The organism is Bacillus sp. I-2 (genome assembly GCF_001974945.1).
In the GTDB taxonomy this organism is placed as follows: Bacteria; Bacillota; Bacilli; order Bacillales; family Bacillaceae; genus Bacillus; species Bacillus safensis.
This window is the reverse complement of the sequence record NZ_LZRW01000032.1, coordinates 283,216-305,380: the sequence shown is the minus strand read 5'-3', so window position 1 is coordinate 305,380 and position 22,165 is coordinate 283,216. Positions and strand designations below refer to the sequence as shown.

General features: G+C 42.9%; 18 protein-coding genes, 1 other RNA gene and 1 other annotated feature. Of the genes, 3 read left to right on the top strand and 16 right to left on the bottom strand.

What is annotated here, in order from left to right; all coding sequences use genetic code 11:
- Positions 1-12: 12 nt before the first annotated feature.
- From mnmA to cymR, 3 genes are all read right to left on the bottom strand, one after another.
- Positions 13-1,131: a tRNA 2-thiouridine(34) synthase MnmA gene (gene mnmA / locus BAE31_RS10550; protein ID WP_041107037.1), complete on the bottom strand. Its 1,119-nt coding sequence runs from the start codon at positions 1,129-1,131 to the stop codon at positions 13-15.
- Between the two features lie 94 nt (positions 1,132-1,225).
- Positions 1,226-2,368, bottom strand: a complete 1,143-nt coding sequence (locus BAE31_RS10545; RefSeq protein WP_076840406.1) for a cysteine desulfurase family protein — start codon at positions 2,366-2,368, stop codon at positions 1,226-1,228.
- Positions 2,369-2,386: 18 nt separating this feature from the next.
- On the bottom strand, positions 2,387-2,806 hold the full coding sequence (cymR, locus tag BAE31_RS10540) for a cysteine metabolism transcriptional regulator CymR (RefSeq protein WP_024423125.1): 420 nt from the start codon (positions 2,804-2,806) through the stop codon (positions 2,387-2,389).
- Between the two features lie 208 nt (positions 2,807-3,014).
- Between cymR and BAE31_RS10535 the strand changes: the two genes are divergently transcribed.
- Entirely contained in the window at positions 3,015-4,280 is a 1,266-nt protein-coding gene (locus BAE31_RS10535; protein ID WP_076840405.1) for a replication-associated recombination protein A, read from the top strand.
- 33 nt (positions 4,281-4,313) lie between these two features.
- Here the strand turns inward: BAE31_RS10535 and BAE31_RS10530 are convergent, their stop codons facing one another.
- The 5 genes from BAE31_RS10530 to BAE31_RS19680 all read right to left on the bottom strand — a co-directional run bounded on the left by BAE31_RS10530 (position 4,314) and on the right by BAE31_RS19680 (position 9,042).
- Entirely contained in the window at positions 4,314-5,078 is a 765-nt protein-coding gene (locus BAE31_RS10530) for a tRNA threonylcarbamoyladenosine dehydratase (RefSeq protein ID WP_024423127.1), read from the bottom strand.
- A gap of 92 nt (positions 5,079-5,170) precedes the next feature.
- A non-coding RNA gene (ssrS, locus tag BAE31_RS10525) (6S RNA) lies at positions 5,171-5,351 on the bottom strand.
- Positions 5,352-5,428: 77 nt separating this feature from the next.
- Complete coding sequence (gene aspS, locus BAE31_RS10520; RefSeq protein ID WP_117612515.1) at positions 5,429-7,207, bottom strand: aspartate--tRNA ligase; 1,779 nt, start codon at positions 7,205-7,207, stop codon at positions 5,429-5,431.
- 18 nt (positions 7,208-7,225) lie between these two features.
- On the bottom strand, positions 7,226-8,500 hold the full coding sequence (gene hisS / locus BAE31_RS10515; protein WP_076840404.1) for a histidine--tRNA ligase: 1,275 nt from the start codon (positions 8,498-8,500) through the stop codon (positions 7,226-7,228).
- Positions 8,501-8,573: 73 nt separating this feature from the next.
- Positions 8,574-8,813, bottom strand: a binding site (T-box leader).
- Positions 8,814-8,871: 58 nt separating this feature from the next.
- Positions 8,872-9,042, bottom strand: a complete 171-nt coding sequence (locus tag BAE31_RS19680; RefSeq protein WP_003216250.1) for a YrzK family protein — start codon at positions 9,040-9,042, stop codon at positions 8,872-8,874.
- Between the two features lie 137 nt (positions 9,043-9,179).
- Here BAE31_RS19680 and BAE31_RS10510 point away from each other — a divergent pair, with 137 nt between their 5' ends.
- Positions 9,180-10,754 carry an N-acetylmuramoyl-L-alanine amidase family protein gene (locus BAE31_RS10510; RefSeq protein WP_076840403.1) on the top strand — a complete coding sequence of 525 codons (1,575 nt, stop codon included), beginning with the start codon at positions 9,180-9,182 and terminating at the stop codon, positions 10,752-10,754.
- Positions 10,755-10,851: 97 nt separating this feature from the next.
- Here BAE31_RS10510 and dtd read toward each other — a convergent pair whose 3' ends face one another.
- From dtd to BAE31_RS10465, 8 genes are all read right to left on the bottom strand, one after another.
- Complete coding sequence (gene dtd / locus BAE31_RS10505; RefSeq protein ID WP_076840402.1) at positions 10,852-11,295, bottom strand: D-aminoacyl-tRNA deacylase; 444 nt, start codon at positions 11,293-11,295, stop codon at positions 10,852-10,854.
- A gap of 18 nt (positions 11,296-11,313) precedes the next feature.
- Positions 11,314-13,524 carry a RelA/SpoT family protein gene (locus BAE31_RS10500; RefSeq protein WP_034279902.1) on the bottom strand — a complete coding sequence of 737 codons (2,211 nt, stop codon included), beginning with the start codon at positions 13,522-13,524 and terminating at the stop codon, positions 11,314-11,316.
- A gap of 142 nt (positions 13,525-13,666) precedes the next feature.
- Positions 13,667-14,179: an adenine phosphoribosyltransferase gene (locus tag BAE31_RS10495; protein WP_034279900.1), complete on the bottom strand. Its 513-nt coding sequence runs from the start codon at positions 14,177-14,179 to the stop codon at positions 13,667-13,669.
- A gap of 23 nt (positions 14,180-14,202) precedes the next feature.
- Complete coding sequence (gene recJ / locus BAE31_RS10490; protein WP_076840401.1) at positions 14,203-16,527, bottom strand: single-stranded-DNA-specific exonuclease RecJ; 2,325 nt, start codon at positions 16,525-16,527, stop codon at positions 14,203-14,205.
- Between the two features lie 81 nt (positions 16,528-16,608).
- Positions 16,609-16,959, bottom strand: a complete 351-nt coding sequence (locus tag BAE31_RS10485; RefSeq protein ID WP_076840400.1) for a LapA family protein — start codon at positions 16,957-16,959, stop codon at positions 16,609-16,611.
- Positions 16,960-17,060: 101 nt separating this feature from the next.
- The gene (locus BAE31_RS10480) at positions 17,061-17,549 is read right to left on the bottom strand and encodes a cation:proton antiporter regulatory subunit (protein ID WP_073979791.1); all 489 of its coding nucleotides are present in this window, start codon (positions 17,547-17,549) and stop codon (positions 17,061-17,063) included.
- A gap of 382 nt (positions 17,550-17,931) precedes the next feature.
- Entirely contained in the window at positions 17,932-20,160 is a 2,229-nt protein-coding gene (gene secDF, locus BAE31_RS10470; RefSeq protein WP_041107052.1) for a protein translocase subunit SecDF, read from the bottom strand.
- A 41-nt stretch (positions 20,161-20,201) separates the two neighbouring features.
- The gene (locus BAE31_RS10465) at positions 20,202-20,498 is read right to left on the bottom strand and encodes a post-transcriptional regulator (RefSeq protein ID WP_003216788.1); all 297 of its coding nucleotides are present in this window, start codon (positions 20,496-20,498) and stop codon (positions 20,202-20,204) included.
- 116 nt (positions 20,499-20,614) lie between these two features.
- Here BAE31_RS10465 and spoVB point away from each other — a divergent pair, with 116 nt between their 5' ends.
- Entirely contained in the window at positions 20,615-22,165 is a 1,551-nt protein-coding gene (gene spoVB, locus BAE31_RS10460) for a stage V sporulation protein B (protein ID WP_076840398.1), read from the top strand.

The window sequence follows — 22,165 nt, the reverse complement described above, 5'->3', positions numbered from 1 at the left end:
TTTTGAAACATGCTACACATACGACAGCTTTTGACCATCTTTGAAGACATCGTCAATTGTACCGCCGCCAAGACATTCGTCGCCATCATAAAAAACAACCGCTTGTCCCGGGGTAACAGCACGAACAGGTTCATCAAAGATAACCATCGCTTCTTGCTCACCTGTCATTTTGACCTTCACATGGTGATCTTCTTGACGGTATCTGAATTTTGCTGTGCAAGTTAATTCACCGTTTTCTCCGACAATATGGGGACGAGTCCAGCTGATATTAACAGCTGAAATGCTTTCAGAGTATAAAAGTGGATTGTGGAAGCCTTGTTCAACAAACAAGATGTTTTTCTCCAAGTCTTTTCCAACGACAAACCAAGGATCACCACTGCCGCCAATACCAAGTCCTTGGCGCTGACCGATCGTGTAATACATCAGTCCATCGTGCTCCCCTTTTACTTCTCCGTCCATTGTCTGCATCACACCAGGCTGTGCAGGCAAATATTGACTGAGGAACGTTTTAAAGTTTCTTTCTCCAATAAAGCAGATACCTGTTGAATCTTTTTTCGTTGCTGTTGCGAGCTCTGCTTCTTTTGCCAATTCACGAACCCTTTTTTTCTCTAAATCACCGATTGGGAACATGACTTTATCAAGTTGTTCCTGTGTCAGCTGATTTAAGAAATACGTTTGGTCTTTGTTTGCATCAAGACCTCGCAGCATTTTGACTTCATCACCAGTTCGATCAACACGAGCATAGTGTCCTGTTGCCAAATAATCCGCACCAAGTGACAATGCATGCTCAAGGAATGCCTTGAACTTAATTTCTTTGTTACACATGACATCTGGGTTTGGCGTTCTGCCCGCTTTATATTCATCAAGGAAATATTGAAACACTTTGTCCCAATATTGCTTCTCGAAATTCACTGCATAATAAGGGATTCCAATTTGGTTACATACGCGGATGACATCCTCATAGTCTTCCGTTGCTGTGCAGACACCATTTTCATCAGTGTCATCCCAGTTTTTCATAAATATGCCGATGACATCATAGCCTTGCTCCTTTAACATAAGAGCGGCAACTGATGAATCGACTCCTCCGGACATACCGACCACAACTCTTGTTTCTTCTGGTCTTTTTGTCATCTTCATCAACTCCAATTTCAATGAAACAACATGCGCGTTTCGTTCTTTAGGTGCTTTGCTGTTTCATTTTTCACACACGAACAAAAGGAAGCATTTATTTGGCAAGGCGTTTGACAACAGCCGCTATCTTACGTGCCGCCTGCTTCACATGATCCTCTTCATTCCCAAGACCGAAGCTTATTCTGACTGAGGATGTCAGCTCTTTTGCTTCTTCGCCATACATGGCGCTTAACACGTGCGAAGGAAGGACAGATCCAGCCGTACATGCCGATCCGCTTGAAACAGCAATTCCTTCCATATCTAAATTCACAAGCAGCGATTCAATGGAGACGCCCGGGAAATGAACATTTAAAATGTGCGGCAATGTCTCTTTCGGATGTCCATTGATAGAGAAATTGAGAGATTCCTCTTCGAATACTTGCAGCATGGTTTCTTTGAGCTTACCATAATGCATCGCTTTTTCTCTTCTATTTTGCTTCGTTAATTGAACAGCTTCTGCAAGCCCAACAATTCCTGCCACATTTTCAGTGCCAGCACGGCGCTTTCTTTCTTGTTCGCCTCCGAATATTTGCGGAGAAAGTTTCACGCCCTCGTTTACATATAAAAAGCCAGTTCCCATCGGACCATTCAGTTTATGGCCAGAAGCAGATAAAAGATCAATATGAAGGTCTGCTACATCGATTGGCATTGTTCCAAACGCCTGCACTGCGTCTGTATGAAAATGAGCAGAGTGATCACGCAGAAGTTCGCCAATGTCTTTAATTGGCTGAATCACACCTGTTTCATTATTGCCGTACATAACGGTCACAAGAATCGTATCATCTCTCAATGCTTGTTTTAATTGATCAAGATGAATCAATCCAGTTTTGTCCACATCTAAATATGTCACTTCAAATCCAAGTTTCTCTAGACGTTCACATGTATGCAGCACCGCATGATGCTCTGTTTTCACTGTGATAATATGTTTTCCTTCATGCTGTCTTGCCATGGCAACACCTGTAATTGCCAGGTTGTCCGCCTCGGTTCCACCGCTTGTGAGGATGATCTCCTGCGGCTTACAGTGTAATTCTCCTGCAATGACTTCTCTTGCTTCATCGAGCCACTTTCTTGCCTCGCGCCCATATGAATGAATACTAGAGGGATTGCCAAATATCTCTGTAAAGTACGGCATCATCTTGTCCACAATACGCTGATCCATCGGCGTAGTGGCCGCATGATCTAAATAGATTCGTTCCATTTCCGGTACACCTCTGATCTAAATATAGAACATATACGAGTCTTGATCCCCGTCATCTGTGTAGCTTGCCAAGTCTTCAAGAGTTGTATTGTCTAGTACGTCTTTTACTGCATCACGAATACGAATCCATAGTTCACGCTTTGCTGGTTCTTCGTTTTCGATGACTTCAACAGGACTAATGGGTCCTTCTAATACACGAATAATATCACCTGCTGTGATCTCGTTTGGTTCATGTGCAAGAACATAGCCGCCATACGCTCCGCGGATACTTTTTACAAGACGGGCATTGCGGAGTGGTGATACAAGCTGCTCTAAATAATGCTCAGACAAATCATTGTTTTGAGCGATTGATTTTAATGATGTAGGGCCTTCGCCATGTTTTTTGGCTAATTCGATCATGATCGTCAGACCATATCTGCCTTTAGTTGATATTTTCAAGTTAAACACCTCTGCGTTTTCTATTCTATGTCATCAATTATTTTTCTGATTTCATATACGCTGATATATAGACCAAAAGCAATTATATCATACTTTCTGCCAACTTTCATTTACGGGTTCTGATCATGATAGAAGGACGAATCCCTTTTCTATTTGAAGAATTTTCGGTACTCTATACAAACAAGACATTGCTATAGGAGAGATAATTATGAAACCTTTAGCGTACCGGATGCGCCCAAGTCATATTGAAGACATTATTGGGCAGGAGCATCTTGTTGGGGAAGGTCAAATTATTAGGCGAATGGTCGAGGCAAAACATTTATCCTCGATGATTTTATACGGACCGCCGGGCATCGGCAAAACATCGATTGCAACCGCGATTGCTGGCAGTACAAGCATTGCTTTTCGTACATTAAATGCGGTCATTCATAACAAAAAGGATATGGAAGCTGTTGCCGCTGAAGCGAAAATGAGCGGCCAGGTGATCCTTATTTTAGACGAAGTCCACCGGCTTGATAAAGGAAAGCAGGATTTTCTTCTTCCTTATTTAGAAAATGGCATGATCATTTTAATTGGGGCAACGACGGCTAATCCCTATCATGCGATCAATCCTGCCATTCGAAGCCGGACACAAATATTCGAGCTGAAGCCGCTTGAAACAGAGCAAATCAAAGCTGCGTTAACAAGAGCCTTACAGGATGAACATCGCGGGCTTGGCGGCTATGAGGTGACAGTGGACGATGAAGCGATGAATCATTTTGCCAATGGATGCGGAGGAGACGTGCGTTCTGCTTTAAATGCACTCGAGCTCGCTGTCTTATCGACAAAAGCTGATGAGACAGGGCATATCACAATCACTCTTGCCGCAGCAGAAGAATGTTTACAAAAAAAGAGCTTCTCACATGACAAGAATGGTGATGCTCATTATGATGTCCTCTCGGCTTTTCAAAAATCCATTAGAGGATCTGATACAGATGCGGCGCTGCATTACCTTGCCAGACTGATCGAAGCTGGAGACCTTGAAAGCATTTCAAGGAGATTACTCGTGATGGCTTACGAGGACATTGGCTTAGCTAGTCCGCAGGCTGGCCCCCGCGTGTTAAGCGCAGTACAAACAGCAGAAAGAGTCGGCTTCCCAGAAGCACGGATTCCACTGGCGAACGCAGTGATTGAGCTGTGTCTTTCTCCTAAGTCTAATTCGGCATATAAGGCGATTGATGCGGCACTTGGTGACATTCGTACAGGGAAAATTGGAGAAGTTCCAGTTCATTTAAAGGATGCTCACTACAAAGGCGCCACAGCACTCGGAAGAGGCGTCGATTACTTATACCCACATGATTACGAAAACGGCTGGGTGAAGCAGCAATATTTACCTGATCCGCTGAAAAACAAGCAATACTATGTACCGAAACAAACCGGAAAATTTGAAGGTGCATTGAAACAGGTCTATGAGAATTTAAAACGCCAGAAATAAAAAAAGCCCCCTGCATGTCAGCAGGTGGGCTGTTTATTTATCCTTCACACGAGTAATTGGAATATCTTTTAAAAGCTTCATAATGACATGACCACCCATGATCAGTCCGGCAACAGACGGAACGAACGCATTAGATGATGGCGGCATTTGCGCCTTGCGAATCTTCGCTTCATCATTTCCAACTTCTTTTCTGACATCTTCGCGAATGACAATTGGACTTTCGTCAGAGAAAATGACTTCAATTCCTTTACGAATCCCTTCCTTACGCAAACGTGTTCTCACAACTTTTGCAATAGGATCGGTATGTGTTTTTGAAATATCATCAATTTTGAAGCGTGTCGGATCTGTTTTGTTCGCAGCTCCCATACTTGAAATGATGTTCACACCTCGTTTCAGACACTCTTTCATTAAATGAATTTTATAGTGAATGGTATCTGAGGCATCAATGACATAATCAAGCGGATACTCAAAAAATTGTTCGTATGTTTCTTCTGTATAAAACATCTTCAGCGCAACAACTTCACATTCTGGATTAATATCAGCGATTCTCGCCTGCATTAAGTCAACCTTTGGCTGGCCAACTGTTGATAGCAATGCTGGAAGCTGACGGTTTACATTTGTAATATCAATATCATCTTTATCAACAAGAACAATACGGCCAACGCCTGAACGCGCGAGTGCCTCTACTGCGAATGAACCAACGCCGCCCACACCAAGCACTGCAACTGTACTGTTTTTTAGTATATTTAAGCCTTCCTTGCCAATGGCAAGCTCGTTTCTTGAAAACTGATGTAACAAGTGCCTCACTCCACCTTTATTTAAAATGAATCGAAAGAATCATATCATATTCAGACTTCTCCGTCATCCTTCTCTAAAAGAAAAAAACACAAAAAAGTCCCGATGACGCCGCCAGCATTTCCTTCGTTTTGAACCCCGCACCATGCAGGTGGGTGCTTTCTCCCTGACTTTATAAGTCCTCTAAAGAGGCATTTATGCAGAAAGGAAAGGCAAGCTCCCGTATAAAAAAATGTTCGGTCAAAACTAGGTAACCACCGTACGTATCAGGACTTTATTTATTGATTGATGAAAGCATATCATAGGCATATTTCTTTTTCAAGCGTTTACATACCTATAAACATGCGCCTATTTTACTGTTTTACTTTTGTTTTAATCGCTAAACTCAGCTCATCAAGCTGCGCCTCGCTTACATGGCCAGGGGCATCTGTAAGAACGCAGCTCGCACTTGCCGTTTTCGGGAATGCAATCGTATCTCTTAAGTTAGAGCGGCCTGCAAGCAGCATCACTAAACGGTCAAGCCCAAGCGCAATTCCGCCATGCGGAGGAACACCATGCTCAAACGCATCCAGCAGGAAGCCGAATTGTTCGTAAGCTTCTTCTTTTGAAAAACCAAGTAAGCCAAACATCTTTTCTTGAATGTCCTTTTCGAAAATACGAATAGAACCTCCGCCAAGCTCGTAGCCATTCAGCACAAGATCGTAAGCCTGGGCCTTCATGTCTTCTGGGCTTGTTTCAATTAATTCAAGATCATCGCGAACCGGCATTGTGAATGGATGATGGGCAGCATAGAAGCGGCCTTCTTCTTCATCCTTTTCAAGCAGCGGCCAATCGACAACCCATAAGAAATTGAATACAGACTCATCAATCAGTTCAAGCTCTTTACCAAGTTTTAAGCGAAGTGCACCAAGCGCATCATGGACAACAGACGTCTTATCTGCAACAAAGAGTAAAAGGTCGCCTTCTTCAACTTGCAGCTGTTCTTTTAATTCAGCTTGCTTTACTTCATCAAAGAATTTAGCGATCGGACCTTTTAATTCAGTCCCTTCTGCTTTTAGCCAAGCTAGACCTTTTGCACCGTAGTTCGCAGCAAATGCACCGAGTGCATCAATGTCTTTTCTTGAGTAGTTCGCTGCAGCCCCTTTTACATTGATGGCTTTCACAGCTCCACCATTTTTCACAGCTCCGCTAAACACTTTGAAATCGGAGTCTTTTACCGTGTCTGAAATGTTCACTAGCTTCATCTCAAAACGTGTATCCGGCTTATCAGATCCATAAGAATTCATCGCTTCATCGTATGTCATACGAGGTAATGGCAATGTAAGGTCTACACCTTTGACATCTTTCATCACCTTCGCCATCATCTCTTCAGCAAGCGTCATGATGTCCTCTTGACTCATAAAGGACATTTCAATATCGACTTGTGTAAATTCCGGCTGACGGTCAGCACGCAAGTCTTCATCTCTAAAACAGCGGGCAATTTGATAATAACGGTCCATCCCAGAAACCATCAGCAATTGTTTAAATAATTGCGGTGACTGAGGCAGTGCATAAAATTCTCCCTCGTGTACACGGCTTGGAACAAGATAGTCACGCGCACCTTCTGGCGTACTTTTTGTTAAAATTGGTGTTTCAATGTCTAGAAAGCCGTTGTCGTCTAAGAAATGGCGGAATGCTTTTGTGACTTCATGTCGCATTTTCATTGTTTCAAACATTGCAGGGCGGCGAAGATCCAGGTAACGATATTTTAAACGAACATCTTCTGATACCTCGTCTGCTTGATCTGAAATCACAAAAGGAGGAGTCTTTGCTTCATTTAAAACGGTGACCGTTTCGACTTGAATTTCAATTTTGCCCGTTTTTAAATTTGGGTTGATCGTTGCTTCTTCTCTTGCGACAACCGTTCCTTTAATATCAAGAACATATTCATTACGAATTGATTCTGCTGTCTCAAGCGCCTCTTTTGATAAGTCTGGATTGAAGACAACTTGTACAATCCCTGTACGGTCGCGCAAATCAATAAAGATTAATCCGCCTAGGTCACGCCTTTTTTGAACCCATCCTTTTAATACAACTGACTGACCGATTTGGTCTTCTGTTACTTCTCCACAATAAAAAGTTCTACCAAACACAAACATTCCACTCCTTCTTTACGCTTTCTGGTGGGCCTTCAACATTTGAATCAGCTCATCAAGCTTCACTTCAATTTGTTCACCCGTTGTCGTATCTTTCACATTCACAATTTGCTGCGCAAGCTCATCTTCACCAAGAACTGCAATAAATTTGGCTTTTAATCGATCAGCCGCTTTAAATTGTCCTTTTAGTTTCTTCCCTGTATAGTCCATTTCACTTGAGATACCTTCTTTTCTCAGACGGTTTAATAATGAAACAGAATAATCCTTCGCTTCATCTCCGAGAGCAGCAATGTATAAATCAATACCATCTTGCAGAGGAAGCTCAATTCCTTCAGCATTGATCGCAGATAAGAAACGCTCAATACTCATCGCAAATCCAATCCCTGGTGATTCAGGACCGCCAATTCCTTCAACGAGTCCATCATAACGGCCGCCGCCGGCTAATGTTGTAATCGCACCAAAGCCTTCTGCATTACTCATAATCTCAAATGCTGTGTGATTGTAGTAATCAAGACCGCGTACTAAATTTGGATCAACGACATACTCAATGCCTATATCTGATAAGTATTGTTTGACCTTTTCAAAATACGTCCGAGATTCTTCATTTAAGTAATCTTGAATGGATGGAGCTGTTGTCATCAGTTCATGGTCACGATCCTTTTTACAATCAAGAATGCGCAGCGGATTTTGATGTAAACGCGTTTGACAGTCGTGACAGAATTCCTCAATTCTTGGTTCAAAGTGCTTGACCAGTGCTGTGCGGTAGTCTGCACGGCTCTCTTTGTCACCAAGGCTGTTAATGACGAGCTTTAAGTTAGAAAGACCTGCTTTCTCGTATACACTCATCGCAAGTGAAATGACCTCTGCATCAATAGCAGGATCCTTGGAACCAATCGCTTCTATCCCAAATTGATAAAATTGACGATATCTTCCTGTTTGCGGACGTTCATAGCGGAACATTGGTCCGATGTAATACAGCTTTGTTGGCTGAGCCGGCTGTGCGAACAATTTATTTTCAACATAAGAGCGGACGGTTGAAGCTGTTCCCTCTGGACGTAGTGTGATGCTGCGTCCTTTTTTATCTTCAAATGTGTACATCTCTTTTTGAACGATATCAGTTGATTCGCCTACTCCCCGTGCAAACAGCTCTGTATGCTCAAAAATCGGTGTGCGGATTTCTTTGTATTGAAAGGCTGCACATGTCTCTCTCGCAATTTGTTCAACATACTGCCAGCGTTCTGACTCTCCAGGTAAAATATCCTGTGTGCCTCTTGGAATATTAAAACTCATTTTTCGTCCTCCTACGACCATCATTCATTTTTTATGTGGACATATAAAAAACCCCCGCCTCTACTATGTGTATAGTAGGGACGAGAGTTATACCCGTGGTGCCACCCTAGTTGGAACATGATCCAGCCATGTTCCCGCTCAAATCCTTAACGCAGATTCACGTTCTCCGCCTATTGACTCATTTTTAGAGCGTTCAGCAGGAAACCTACAGAGTGTTCTTTCGTGATAAATGCCATGCGGATTCGCTTTCAGCCTAAGGCGATTCCTCTCTGCTCACGCAATTTACCCTACTATTCTCTATCATCAGTTCCACATTTTAAATTTTCAAGTGTGTTGATTTATATTATAATAAGGTCGGTGCTGCCACTCTGTCAACCCTTGCCGTGCCTCTTTTTCTTTTCCAGCTCTTCTTTTGACGTACATCCGTATTCAGATGCGGTCTCTTCAAGGAAGCCTGGCTGATCCATTTCGTCGTGCTGCCAGCGGTCGATATCACGATGTCCATTATATTGCACTCGTCCTAATTTTCTGCTTAATCTCATGTTTGTACATCCTTTTATCACATTTTTATTTAGTATAAACAGATTGATTCATTTTTATTAGGGAAACTGCAAGGAATTCATCCACTACATAACGAATTAACATTCATCGGTTTTACAAGGGAGGGGAAAACACCGTTTTGAATCTGAAAAAACACAATCAAATGATGATGCTGCTTACTTGTTTTGTTCTCATCGCGAGTGGTTTGCCTATGACACATGCTACAGCACAAACAGATCAAGCTGTGGTCGCAACAGATGAAATCAATGTGAGAACGGGCCCTGGTTTAAGCTATGGAATTGCAGCTGTTGTGAAACGCGGCGAAAGTTATCCCATTCTCACTGAACAAGGAGAATGGGTGCAGATCCAATTATCAAACGGACAAAAAGGCTGGGTCGTCTCATGGCTGATTACCACATCATCCGGCGCTCAAAAATCCGCGAAACCAAAGGCGCAAAGCACGGCTGGAGACAGTACAATTACATCGACAGCTTCCGATCTTCGCATCCGGACAGGCCCTGGGACTTCCTATCAAGTGATTGGTACTTTCCCGCAAGGCGCTACCGCTAAAAAGCTCGAGACAAGCGGCGAATGGACGAAAATTTCGTATAAACAAGCAGAAGGCTGGGTTCACTCTGATTATGTTTCAGGGGGGCAGAAAACTTCTCAATCAAGCTCCGGCGAGTCCTCTCGCTCTAACCAGACAGGTACAGTTGGCGTATCGAGCTTGAATGTAAGGCAATCGGCCGCACCAAATGCACAAGTCGTCGCTTCACTTGCACGCAACACACAGATCACCATTTTGCGAGAGCAGAACGGCTGGTATGAAATTGAGGGCAAAGGCGTAAAAGGCTGGGTTGCAAGCTATTACATTGTCACAGGCAAAGGAGCAGGCTCTGCACCTGAAAAGAGTTCATCCTCTTCGGCTTCTGAGCAAAAAGCGTACATTGTCTATGACGGCACCAACATTCGAAAAAGCGCTTCTACCTCTGCTGGGATTGCAGAAAGAGCAACAAAAGGAGCTGCCTATCAAATCGTTCGGACGCAAGGCGACTGGTACGAGGTGACACTATCAAACGGCGGAACTGGCTATGTGGCGAGCTGGGTCGTTCAAACGAAGAAAAATAGCGGCGAAGCGCCAAGACCTCAGCAGGATTCATCGTCTGGAACTGGTTCTTTAAAAGGAAAAACGATTGTTCTTGATCCTGGTCATGGCGGAAAAGACAGCGGCACAATTGGCGCAGACGGTGCTTTTGAAAAGAACCTCACAATCAAAACCGCCAATTTACTTGCAGGCAAATTAAGGGCTTCTGGTGCAAATGTATATTTAACAAGAAGTGATGATACCTTTATCAGCCTCCAATCAAGGGTGGCAACATCTCATTACCGAAATGCAGATGCATTTATTAGTCTTCATTATGATAGCTTTATGGACCAAAGTGTTAGAGGAAGTACAGCGTATTATTATCAAGCAGCAAAAGATCAGCAGTTAGCGTCAAGCGTTCATTCCGAAGTCGCAAAACGCTCTCAAATCCCTGATAAGGGTGTCAAATTCGGAGATTACTTTGTTTTAAGAGAAAACAAACGCCCTTCCCTTTTATATGAACTCGGGTACTTAAGCAATCCTCAGGAGGAAGCGATCATTTATAGCGCCTCTTACCAAGAACGAGTCACAGAAGGAATGACTGAAGGATTAAAACAATATTTCCGTTAAAAAGAAAGAGGCCTCTGCGCCTCTTTTTTGTTTGACCGCAAAAGAAAAAGACTCTAAACAAACTCCCGCATGAGTTCATCTACAGTCTAAAGAGAATCTATTCTTTGCTGTCCATCAAGATCGTGACCGGTCCTGAATTGGTCAATGACACGTCCATCATCGCACCAAAACGGCCAGTTTCGACATGGATGCCTTTTTCTCTAAGGGTATTATTGAAACATTCGTAAAGCGAATTGGCTGCATCCGGCTTGGCGGCTTTCATAAAATTCGGCCGTCTGCCCTTTCTCGTATCACCATAAAGGGTAAATTGAGATACAGACAGAACGCTTCCTTTTATGTCCAATAATGAACGATTCATTTTCCCATTTTCATCTTCAAAAATACGTAAATGTGCAAGCTTTTCAGCTAAGTAAAGCACATCTTCTTCTGTATCTTCGTGTGTGACACCAACAAGCACCATATAACCTTCGTTGATGGCACCTGTGATCTCTTCTTCTACCTTCACAGATGCATTTGTCACACGCTGCACAACAAGCCTCATAGACGAAATACTTCCTTTCTAATTCATGAATCGGCGAACAGAGTAAATGTCTTTGATTTGTTTAATGCGTTCGACCACTTTGTGCAAATGATTAATATTTTGGATAAAGATCGCCATATGGATCGTCGCCACTTTGTTACGATCAGACTTCCCAGAAACAGAGGAGATGTTCGTTTTGGTTTCGTTGACGGCTTGAAGCACCTCATTGAGTAAGCCGCGTCTATCATATCCTAATATTTCAATTTCCACATTGTATTCTTTACGGTTTTGAGCAGGCTGCTCATGCTCCCACTCGACCGGAATTAACCGCTCCTGCGCTTCTCCTGTCTTTACGTTCGGACAGTCGTCGCGGTGAACAGATACGCCTCGACCCTTCGTAATAAAACCGACAATGCTATCACCAGGAACAGGATTACAGCACTTAGATAAGCGGACAAGCAGGTTATCAATCCCTTTGACCCTTACGCCAGCTTCCCGTTTTTTCCCGTGATACGTCTTTGGTTCCACCGTCACTTCTTGAACGGTTTTCTCTTGCTCTTCTTGGTCTCTTTGTTTTCTTTCTTTTTCCGTTAAACGATTGGCGACCTGCAGTGCAGTAATGCCGTTATATCCAACAGCTGCATACATGTCCTCTTCGTTTGAAAAATTAAATTTGTCAGCCACTTTTTGCAGATTTTCAGCGGTCAGAATGTCTTTGACATCAAACTCAAGGTTTTTGATTTCTTTTTCCACGAGCTCTCGGCCTTTTTCGACATTTTCTTCACGGCGCTGTTTTTTGAAAAACTGTCTGATCTTGTGCTTCGCTTGGGAGGTTTGGGCAAGCTTGACCCAATCCTGACTTGGCCCGTAGCTGTGCTTTGATGTCAGAATTTCAATAATGTCACCTGTTTTTAGTTTGTGATCGAGTGTGACCATCTTGCCATTGACCTTGGCACCGATCGTTTTATTCCCAATTTCCGAGTGAATCCGGTAAGAGAAATCAATCGGAACTGAGCCCGACGGCAGTTCAATGACGTCTCCTTTTGGCGTAAACACAAACACCATATCAGAGAAAAGATCGATCTTTAACGACTCCATAAATTCTTCTGCATCTGTGGATTCATTTTGGAACTCAAGAATTTCTCTAAACCATGAGAGCTTCTTTTGGAAGACCGCTTCTTCCGTTGATTCTGCTGACTCTTTGCCTTCTTTGTATGCCCAGTGTGCCGCAATCCCGTATTCTGCGATTTCATGCATTTCCACTGTACGGATCTGAACTTCAAGCGGATCACCTTTTGGTCCAATCACCGTTGTATGAAGAGACTGGTACATGTTCGGCTTTGGCATCGCAATATAATCCTTAAACCTGCCTGGCATCGGCTTCCAGCATGTATGGATAATTCCGAGCACCGCATAACAGTCTTTAATGCTGTCAACCAAAATACGTACGGCAAGCAGATCATAAATTTCATTAAACTGCTTATTTTGCAAGACCATTTTGCGATAAATGCTATAAATATGTTTTGGTCTGCCGGAAAATTCGGCCTTGATGTTCACCTCAGACACGCGGTCTTTCACTTCATTGACGACCTCGTCCAAGTATTCCTCACGTTCCGCTCGTTTGCGCTTCATCAGATTCACAATCCGGTAATATTGCTGCGGATTTAAATAGCGGAGTGCTGTATCTTCAAGCTCCCACTTAATCTTTGAAATCCCTAATCTGTGCGCAAGCGGTGCAAAGATTTCAAGTGTTTCATTTGAAATTCTCCGCTGCTTTTCCTGCGGAAGATGCTTGAGCGTTCTCATATTATGAAGACGGTCTGCCAGCTTAATCAAGATCACACGGATATCCTGCGCCATTGCAACAAACATTTTTCGATGGTTTTCGGCCTGCTGTTCTTCTTGTGATTTATATTTAATCTTCCCGAGCTTTGTGACACCATCAACAAGCATTGCTACTTCTTCGTTAAAATGCTCTTTTAAATCCTGTAATGTCACATCTGTATCCTCAACTACATCGTGCAGGAAACCGCCTGCAATGGTTGATGGGTCCATTTCAAGATCAACAAGAATACCCGCCACTTGAATTGGATGGATAATATAGGGCTCACCAGATTTCCGGTATTGCTCCTTGTGTGCATTTTCAGCATATTCATATGCTCGCTCTATAAATTGAATATGTTCAGCGGACAGGTATTCTCTTGCCTTGTCAATGACCTGCTGCGCCGTTAAAACTTGTTCGTTCGCCATGGAATCACCTTTTTAAATGAAAACTGTATTGTAGTTTATTATCAAGAAAAATTCGATAGATGTAAAGAGAAGAAGTCCGCTAAAAGATTTTTGATAGGAAAAAAGCACCCTTCTTACTGAGTGCTTTTTACGAAAAACTCCATTAGTATTGCATTAACGTCATGATGTCGTAGCCGTCAAGCTTCTTTCTGCCGTCCAGATACGTCAGCTCAATCAAAAATGCAATCCCTGCCACAACGCCGCCTAATTCCTCTACAAGCTTAATGGACGCTTCAATTGTTCCACCAGTCGCCAGTAAGTCATCTGTAATCAGGACACGCTGACCAGGACGAATCGCATCTTTATGAATCGTTAATACATCTTTACCATATTCCAAGCCGTAATCGACTTTAACGACTTCACGAGGAAGCTTTCCTTCTTTACGAACCGGTGCAAAACCTACACCAAGTGCGTATGCTACAGGGCAGCCAATAATGAATCCACGCGCTTCAGGTCCAACAATGAGATCAATGTCTCTTTCCTTCGCGTAATCAACGATTTGATCCGTTGCATATCGGTACACTTCGCCTTTATCCATCAACGTTGTAATATCTTTAAATTGTACACCTTCCTTTGGGTAGTCAGGTACAACTGTCACATATTGTTTTAAATCCATCTTTTCCTTTTCCTCCTCGTACGTCAAAGCACAGGTGAGACTTCGCTCATCATGCTATTCAGCCATTCCTTCAGCTCTTTAGCTGAGGAATATGTTAGTGTTTGATCGAGTTCCATCAATCGTTGTTTTGCTGTATAGGACGCTGATGCCGTTAAATCTTTTTTAGGGGCATCAAGTACTATTGACAGCACACCATTTTCTATTTTAACAAAACCAAGTTCAAAAAACACCTTTGTCATAAAAATGATTGTATCTTTTGTCCAGCCTTTATGTTTGGCAAGCTCCATTCCTTGTTCTTTGATAGGAAAACTTCCCCGTTTAAACAAGAACCCATAAAACCATTTGAATTGGTCACGGCTTGGGAAAGAGGACATAAAATGATCTTCTTTTCTTTGAAAAACCGTATAAATTCTCGCAGGCTTTTGATTTTCTAAAAGCTGCTTCAGCAATTGCTCATCTGCGGGAACATCCGCAAAGACCACATACTTTCCTTGTACATCAAATGTGGATACATTTTCTGCATGAACATGATGAATGGGGAGATCGACGTCCTGTTTTGTTGCTTCATCAAAACAGACGACCAATGATTTTTCTGAATCAAGTGTCGAAACTTTCTTCTCCCAATCCTTTTTCCCTCGCAGATCAAACAGCTGCCATTCATCAACTCGTGCATCTTTTAGCATGAGCTGGGGTTTTTTCCGGTTATTCCATTCATTGACGGACATTTCCCCAATCACGGAGATGCGGCTTCCTGGAACAATTTCTTCTTTTAATTTCCCTTGGTGAAAGCCAACACAGTCAAGCAGCGTGTCTTCGTCCTTCAGAGACATTTTAATATGGTTGTGATTTGCCCCAATCGTTCGGATATCTTCAAGCTTCGCATCTTCAATCATAATGAACGGTTTTGGGTTTGACATACCAAATGGTGACAGCATTCCCGCTTCTTCAATCGCTTGAACCGTCAATTCGTCTACCTTGCACACAGCATCGACCCGCTGAATTGGAATAAAATCTTCTTCCGTCAATGTTTCATTTGCATATTGATTTAATCTTTCCCTTAGTAAAGCGACATCATCCGCTCGAAGTGTCATCCCTGCTGCCATCGGATGCCCGCCGAAATGCGGCAGGATATCGCGGCATTTGCTTAAATGGAAAAATAGATCGAAGCCAGGAATACTCCGGGCTGATCCTTTTGCCATTTGCGTCTCTTCATCTATTCCAAGCACAATCGCCGGACGAGAAAAAGTATCCGTCAATTTAGAGGCAACAATTCCGACAACGCCCGGATTCCAGCCAGCTTTCGCTACAACGATCGCAGACTGGTCATCGCCTGCCTCTTCCACCATTTGAATGGCTTCCTCTGTAATCGTACTGACAATCTTTTGTCGTTCTTTATTCAGTTCCTGTACAAAACGAGCGAGCTCTTCTGCTTCATCCTTATCCTCAGTCATAAGAAGATGAACGGCTGGATCTGCCTGTTCAATTCGCCCTACAGCATTCAGCCTTGGCGCAATTTGAAAACCGACCGTTTCCTCGCTCGCTTCTTCAAGAGTGGCTCCCGCTTCTTTCAATAACGCTTTCAGTCCTGGTCTATTCGACTGCCGAAGCTGCACAAGCCCTTTTTTGGCAAGCCATCTATTCTCATCATGAAGCGGTACAAGATCCGCGATTGTCCCGATTGCTGCGAGATCTAACAGCTGAACTGGCAGCTCCCCAAGAAGTGCATGCGCCACTTTAAACGCTACACCTACACCAGCAAGTTCTTTAAAGGGATACTCGCATCCCGGCTGCTTAGGATGGACAATGGCAAGTGCCTCAGGCAGCTCCTCACTTGGTTCATGGTGATCTGTAATGATCAGGTCTAACCCTATTTCTTTTGCAATACGTGCTTCATTTACAGCAGCAATGCCTGTATCAACCGTGATAACAAGCGATGCTCCTTGCTCCTTGATATATCGAAAAGCCTGTTCATTAGGCCCATAGCCTTCTTTAAACCGATCTGGAATATAAAAGTCTACTATCGCAGACCGCTCTTTTAATGTATGTAAAAGCACAGACGTACTTGTCACACCATCTGCATCATAGTCTCCGAAGATCACAATCGATTCCTGCTCTTCGATCGCTTTGTTGATGCGCTCTACTGCTGCTTTCATTCCTTTTAATAGGAATGGATCATGAAATTCGGCTTTTTGATCAAATAAAAAAGACCTCGCCTCTTCTACTTCTTCAAGTCCTCTTTTTACGAGAAGCGATGCAGTCAGCGCTGAAATATTCAGATTTTCAGAGAGTGATTTCACTTTTTCTTCGCTTGGATGTTCATATTCCCAGCGCATTTTGGATAATAACATAAATTCACCCCTCAACCACACTATTATACTAGAGTGGCCTGAGGGGTTTCAATTTTTATTTTATGAAATTGTGCTGGAAGATTATTTTTCCTTCCGGTCAAATGATGCTGGCTGTTCTTTTAAAGGCGTGACATGAGATTTCTTTTGAAGATCTTTGTCTGCCTTTTTCGTCGGCGCAGCAGGTGCAGCGGCTGCACGCTCAGCTTTTAGTGCCTTTAGTTCACGTTTCAGTTTCACAATTTGGAAGATCCCTGCAAATGCCACAATCAGTCCGCCCATTAAAACTGAACCGATAATGACAAGGATCAGCGGCCATTCAGCCGTTCCAAATAAATAGTGTACCTCAACAGGCCGTACATTAATCACGGCAAATACTGAGACAATTAATACGAAAATAAATGCGAGTATGATGGTCCATTGTTGTTTGTTCATCTACAAATCCCCCAAGCTTTTTCTTTTATTCTTCCCTTTTCACTGCCTTTTTTAAACACTGAAAGAAAGCAGTGGAAGAAAACCTATCAGCAGGGGCATCATCAGCTGCTAAGTTTTTCTTTAATCAGGTTCTTTAATTCTTTTCTTTCTCCAGAAATGACAAGGGTATCCCCTTCTTCGATGATGGTATCTGGTCCTGGATTTAAAATCTTCTCATGTGATTTTCTCACAATGGCGATGACTGTTACTTGATAGTTTTGGCGAACATTGAGGTCACCGATGCTTCTCTGAACAGCTGGTGCATTCTTTTCAATTTTAAACCATTCAATCACTAGTTCATCAATGGCTACCTCTACGGTTTCAAGTGCTTTCGGCTTATAGACCATGCCGCCTAAAATAGCCGCAATTTGTCTTGCTTCTTCATCGTTTAGCAGAATGCGAGAAATCGTTTCCTCGTGGTCGTCCTCCTGAAAATGATACATTTCTCTTCTGCCGTCATCATGTGTAATGATGGCAAGCTTCTCATTATTTCTTGTGATCATTTCGGCTTTATGACCGATACCTGGCAGTTCAGTTTCCCGAACCTTCATCACAGCCCCTCCAATGAATAAAGCAAAATGCCCTAAACAGACACCCGCTTTCTATACTGATCTAAACGTATGTCATTATAGCAAAAGACCATTTCAAGATCAATGAAACCCAAAATGTTTTTTCAAAGCGTCTACTTTTCGGAAAAACCAATAGAAAAAGACTGCCGAGAAGGCAGTCTCAGATTGTTGAAAAAGGGCTAAAATGATTTTTATTTTAGCTCTTTTTCTTCTTTTCAGCGTGATAGAAAACCTTTGCAGTCTAGGAAGGACGAGCACTGGCGCGGAGCGAATTGAACATTCGTGAGCACCAGCGCGCAGGACTGACAAAGAATGCGAGGGTTTGTCTACACGCTGAGACTGCCGAGAAGGCAGTCTTTCTAGATTAAATATCTTGATCTGTATCTATCTTAGCTGGTTTTTTCAGCTCACGGCCTTTCCACATCAGCCAAATTTGTGCCGCGATATAAAGGGATGAGTACACCCCTGTTAATAAGCCGACAAGTAAGGCGATGGAGAAGTTTGTAATCGACGCTGATCCGAAGATAAGCAGTGCGATCACAACAATTACGACAGTGAGTACCGTATTGATAGATCTTGTAAAGGTTTGCTGTAAACTCAAGTTAACGATGTAAGATAGATCTTCTACCGTTTTTGGTTTACGTTTCTTCATTTGCTCACGAACCCTATCGAACGTCACGATCGTGTCATTGATCGAATACCCGATCACCGTGAGGATCGCCGCAATGAAGGTCACATCTACCTCTAATCGTGTGATACTAAAGAATGCCACAATGAAGAATGCATCATATAAAAGGGAAGCAATCGCGGCAATGGCCATTTTATATTCAAACCGAATGGAAACATAAATAATGATCCCAATCGATGCAATGATGATGGCATATAAAGCATTACGTGCAAGTTCTTTTCCAACCGTAGGAGACACCGTGCTGACATTCGGTTCTGTTCCATACTTATCTTTAAAGTAATCTTTCACTTCTGCAATTTTTTCTTTATTTGGCACACCAACAAATCGTGCCGCTGCTTGATTTTCTTTTTGACCAGATAACACAACACTATCTGTATCAAGATCTAATTTTTGAAAGTCTTGCTCGATTTGAGCAGTTGACAGCTTATGATCACTTTGAATGTCTACTCTTGTACCACTTGCAAAGTCAATACCCGCATTGAGTTTGAAAATCGAAAGGACGATAATCCCCGCAATGGTAATGGCTACTGAGAAAATCATGAAACCTTTTCGCTTGCTGACAAAATCCCATTTATCAAACGGTGTTTTTGGTTCAGTATTTTCTGTTGTTTCATGAATATCGATGATGTCTTTTTGACGGACACCAAACCAGCCTTTTTTGCGGTCGAGTGCGCGGCTTTCCACAAGCAGACCAAGAAGAAATCTTGATAGGAATACAGCCGTAATAAAGCTTGTTAAAATGGAAAGGATCAGCATAGTCGCAAACCCTTTTACAGAACTTGTCCCGAAGAAGAAAAGGACGCCCCCTGCAATAATACTCGTTAAGTTTGCATCAAAGATGGTCGCAAATGATCGGCGGTTCCCTGACCTGAAAGCAGAACGGACAGATTTACCGAGCTTAAGCTCCTCTTTGATTCGTTCATATGTGATGATGTTGGCATCAACCGCCATCCCTACTCCAAGAATCAGCGCCGCAATTCCAGGAAGTGTCAGAACAGCACCCATCCAGTCAAACACCTGTAAGGTAATATAAATATACGTTGATAACGTAATGACTGCAATAAGACCAGGTATTCGGTAATAAAAAAGCATGAATAAGAAAATGAGGGCAATTCCCACAATCCCTGCAAAGACAGTTTCATTTAATGCCTGTTCGCCGAATTGCGCACTCACTGAAGTGGAGTACTTTTCAGTTAATTTCACTGGCAATGCACCGGCATTTAAAATACTTGCAAGGTCTTTTGCCTCCTGGACAGTAAATTTCCCTTCAATTTGTACGTCACTGCTGTTAATCTCTTGATTCACATTTGGTGCAGATACATACTTGTGGTTTGATTTTGAGACTTCTTTTTTGAAGGAATCTCCTTTGTGGTAATCAAGCCAAATGACAAGCTGATTATTTGGTGCCATCGCTGCTACTTTTCTTGTGACGTCACCAAATTTTTTCGCATCCTTTAGTTTAACTGTCACAATTGGCTCATTCGTTTGACTGAATGTTTGTTTTGCACTGTTTTCGACTAGGTCAGCCCCGTTAAGAAGTTCTTTATCATTCGTATCTCTGAAGGATAGCTGTGCTTCAGTGGAAAGAATCTCCCTTGCTCTGTTTTGATCTTTTACCCCCGCAAGCTGCACACGGATACGATTATTGCCTTCAATCGAGATGTTCGGCTCACTTACTCCAAGCACGTTCGCTCTTCGGTTAAGAGCCTCCACTGTACTAACGAGAACACTATTTGTGATCTTGTCCTCTTTTTTCACTGGATGTACATCATACAGGACTTCAAATCCACCCTGTAAATCCAGCCCTAGCGTCATATCTTTCGCAACAGGCTTTGTCAGCAAGCCCACGCCAGCTCCGATTAACAGAACCACTAAGAAAAACGCAAGAATGCGCCCTTTTTTCATTATGTATTTCCTCCTTAAACACCTAAATCCATTAAGATGGCTTATTTCAACAGTTCATCAAGCATATTCTTGCCATCTTCACTGTCCAAAAAAGCAGACGTTTTAAACGACTGAACGGTTGCATAGTTCATAAATTCGCCTATTTTCACAGATAAAATATCTGCAACCATTTCATGAATCGGATACTCTTGTTTTTTCTTCCACTTCTTATTCTCTAAGTATGACCATAATTCCTCTAAATCTACATCTTTATAGCCCAAAACGATGAATTCTTCAAGCTTACTGAACAGAAAAGGCTTTAAATGGTCTTTGTAAATAGCAGCTGGGTGTTGTGTCATTGCGTAGCTCCCCCTTTTCAGTTTTTTATCGAGAGACTTGTCATGCTTGGACGATATACACGCATATCTTATTGTATATGATTCTATGTCGTTTGAGAAGGCAGGTGATCTGTGATTTGACGAAGCAAACGTTTTTAAAGGGGACCATTATTTTAATTTTAGCAGGTTTTATCACGAGAATATTGGGTTTTGTCAATCGAATTGTCATTGCGAGGTTCATTGGCGAAGAAGGGGTCGGGCTTTATATGATGGCTGCACCAACTTTTTTTCTCGCCGTGACGCTCACACAATTCGGACTGCCTGTCGCCATTAGTAAGCTTGTCGCAGAAGCAGAAGCCCGGGGTGACAAACAGAAAACAAAACGTATTCTGGTCATGTCCCTTGCGATAACAGGAACACTCAGTCTGATTTTCACGCCGCTCTTTTTATGGTTTGCGCCCATCATGGCAGAAAATATGCTGACAGACCCTAGAACGGTCTACCCACTGCTTGCTATTACACCTGTCGTACCAGTCATCGCCATTTCCAGTGTGTTAAGAGGCTATTTCCAGGGCAGACAGCAAATGAGTCCGCTTGCGATGTCTCAAGTTCTGGAACAGGTCGCAAGAATTTCACTAGTGGCGGTGTGTACAACGGCTTTCCTTCCTTACGGGATTGAATTTGCGGCAGCAGGTGCGATGGTGTCATCTGTCATTGGAGAGATGATTTCACTTGCTTACTTACTGATCGCCTTTCGCTATAAAAAGACCATTCGTATTCGAAAACGATTTTTTAAAGCGATTCATGACGGGAAGGACACATTTAAACAGCTGATGAGCATTGCCCTGCCAACAACAGGCAGCCGTTTTATCGGGAATATTTCGTGGTTTTTAGAGCCGATTGTTGTCGCGCAAAGTCTTGCCATTGCTGGATATGCGGCTGTAGAGGCGACAAGGCAGTACGGGGAGTTGACTGGTCTTGCTCTGACCCTTTTGACACTGCCTAGTTTTATTACGTATTCACTCTCCACTGCATTAGTTCCGGCGATCAGTGAAGGAATGGAGCAGAATAAACGTAAAACGGTCGAATACCGCCTGAAGCAGGCGATGCGCCTATGTTTACTCAGTGGAGGCATTTCATGTATTATTCTTTTCGTTTACGCAGAAGATTTAACGCTCTTTATGTATGGTTCATCGCACGCGGCCATTTATGTGAAATTCATGGCGCCATTTTTCCTTCTATATTATTTTCAGGGGCCCCTTCAAGCCGTGCTTCAAGCACTCAATTTAGCTGGTGCGGCGATGACCAACAGCCTGATAGGTGCAATTGTGAAAACAGGGATGATTTTTGTCCTTGCTTCACAGCCAGGCTTTGGCATTATGGGCGCAGCACTTGCGATCTTAATCGGCATCATCCTTGTCACACTGCTCCATGCGGCAACTGTTGGAAAGGTGCTGCCTATTCATTTACCATTAAAGGAATATGGACTATGCGTCCTTGTGATTATCGGTACGGGGGCTGTCAGCCTTTGGCTGAAATCTCAAGTAAACGAACTCTTTTCTGCTCCTATTGAACTTGTGACGCTCATTTTTGTTACGTGCACGCTGTATGTCATTCTATTAATCTGCCTAGGCCTAGTGAAACGAGAAGAGCTGCGCCGCATCCCGTTCGTTGGGAAGCTGTTTTAG

Bases quoted from the DNA above. Each gene is read 5' to 3' on its own strand.
- mnmA (WP_041107037.1), bottom strand. From the start codon at position 1,131: ATGACAAAAAGACCAGAAGAAACAAGAGTTGTGGTCGGTATGTCCGGA.
- BAE31_RS10545 (WP_076840406.1), bottom strand. From the start codon at position 2,368: ATGGAACGAATCTATTTAGATCATGCGGCCACTACGCCGATGGATCAG.
- BAE31_RS10535 (WP_076840405.1), top strand. From the start codon at position 3,015: ATGAAACCTTTAGCGTACCGGATGCGCCCAAGTCATATTGAAGACATT.
- hisS (WP_076840404.1), bottom strand. From the start codon at position 8,500: ATGAGTTTTAATATTCCAAGAGGCACACAGGATATTTTACCTGGAGAG.
- BAE31_RS19680 (WP_003216250.1), bottom strand. From the start codon at position 9,042: ATGAGATTAAGCAGAAAATTAGGACGAGTGCAATATAATGGACATCGT.
- dtd (WP_076840402.1), bottom strand. From the start codon at position 11,295: ATGAGGCTTGTTGTGCAGCGTGTGACAAATGCATCTGTGAAGGTAGAA.
- BAE31_RS10500 (WP_034279902.1), bottom strand. From the start codon at position 13,524: ATGGCGAACGAACAAGTTTTAACGGCGCAGCAGGTCATTGACAAGGCA.
- BAE31_RS10495 (WP_034279900.1), bottom strand. From the start codon at position 14,179: ATGGATTTAAAACAATATGTGACAGTTGTACCTGACTACCCAAAGGAA.
- recJ (WP_076840401.1), bottom strand. From the start codon at position 16,527: ATGTTATTATCCAAAATGCGCTGGGAATATGAACATCCAAGCGAAGAA.
- BAE31_RS10485 (WP_076840400.1), bottom strand. From the start codon at position 16,959: ATGAACAAACAACAATGGACCATCATACTCGCATTTATTTTCGTATTA.
- BAE31_RS10480 (WP_073979791.1), bottom strand. From the start codon at position 17,549: ATGAAGGTTCGGGAAACTGAACTGCCAGGTATCGGTCATAAAGCCGAA.
- secDF (WP_041107052.1), bottom strand. From the start codon at position 20,160: ATGAAAAAAGGGCGCATTCTTGCGTTTTTCTTAGTGGTTCTGTTAATC.
- BAE31_RS10465 (WP_003216788.1), bottom strand. From the start codon at position 20,498: ATGACACAACACCCAGCTGCTATTTACAAAGACCATTTAAAGCCTTTT.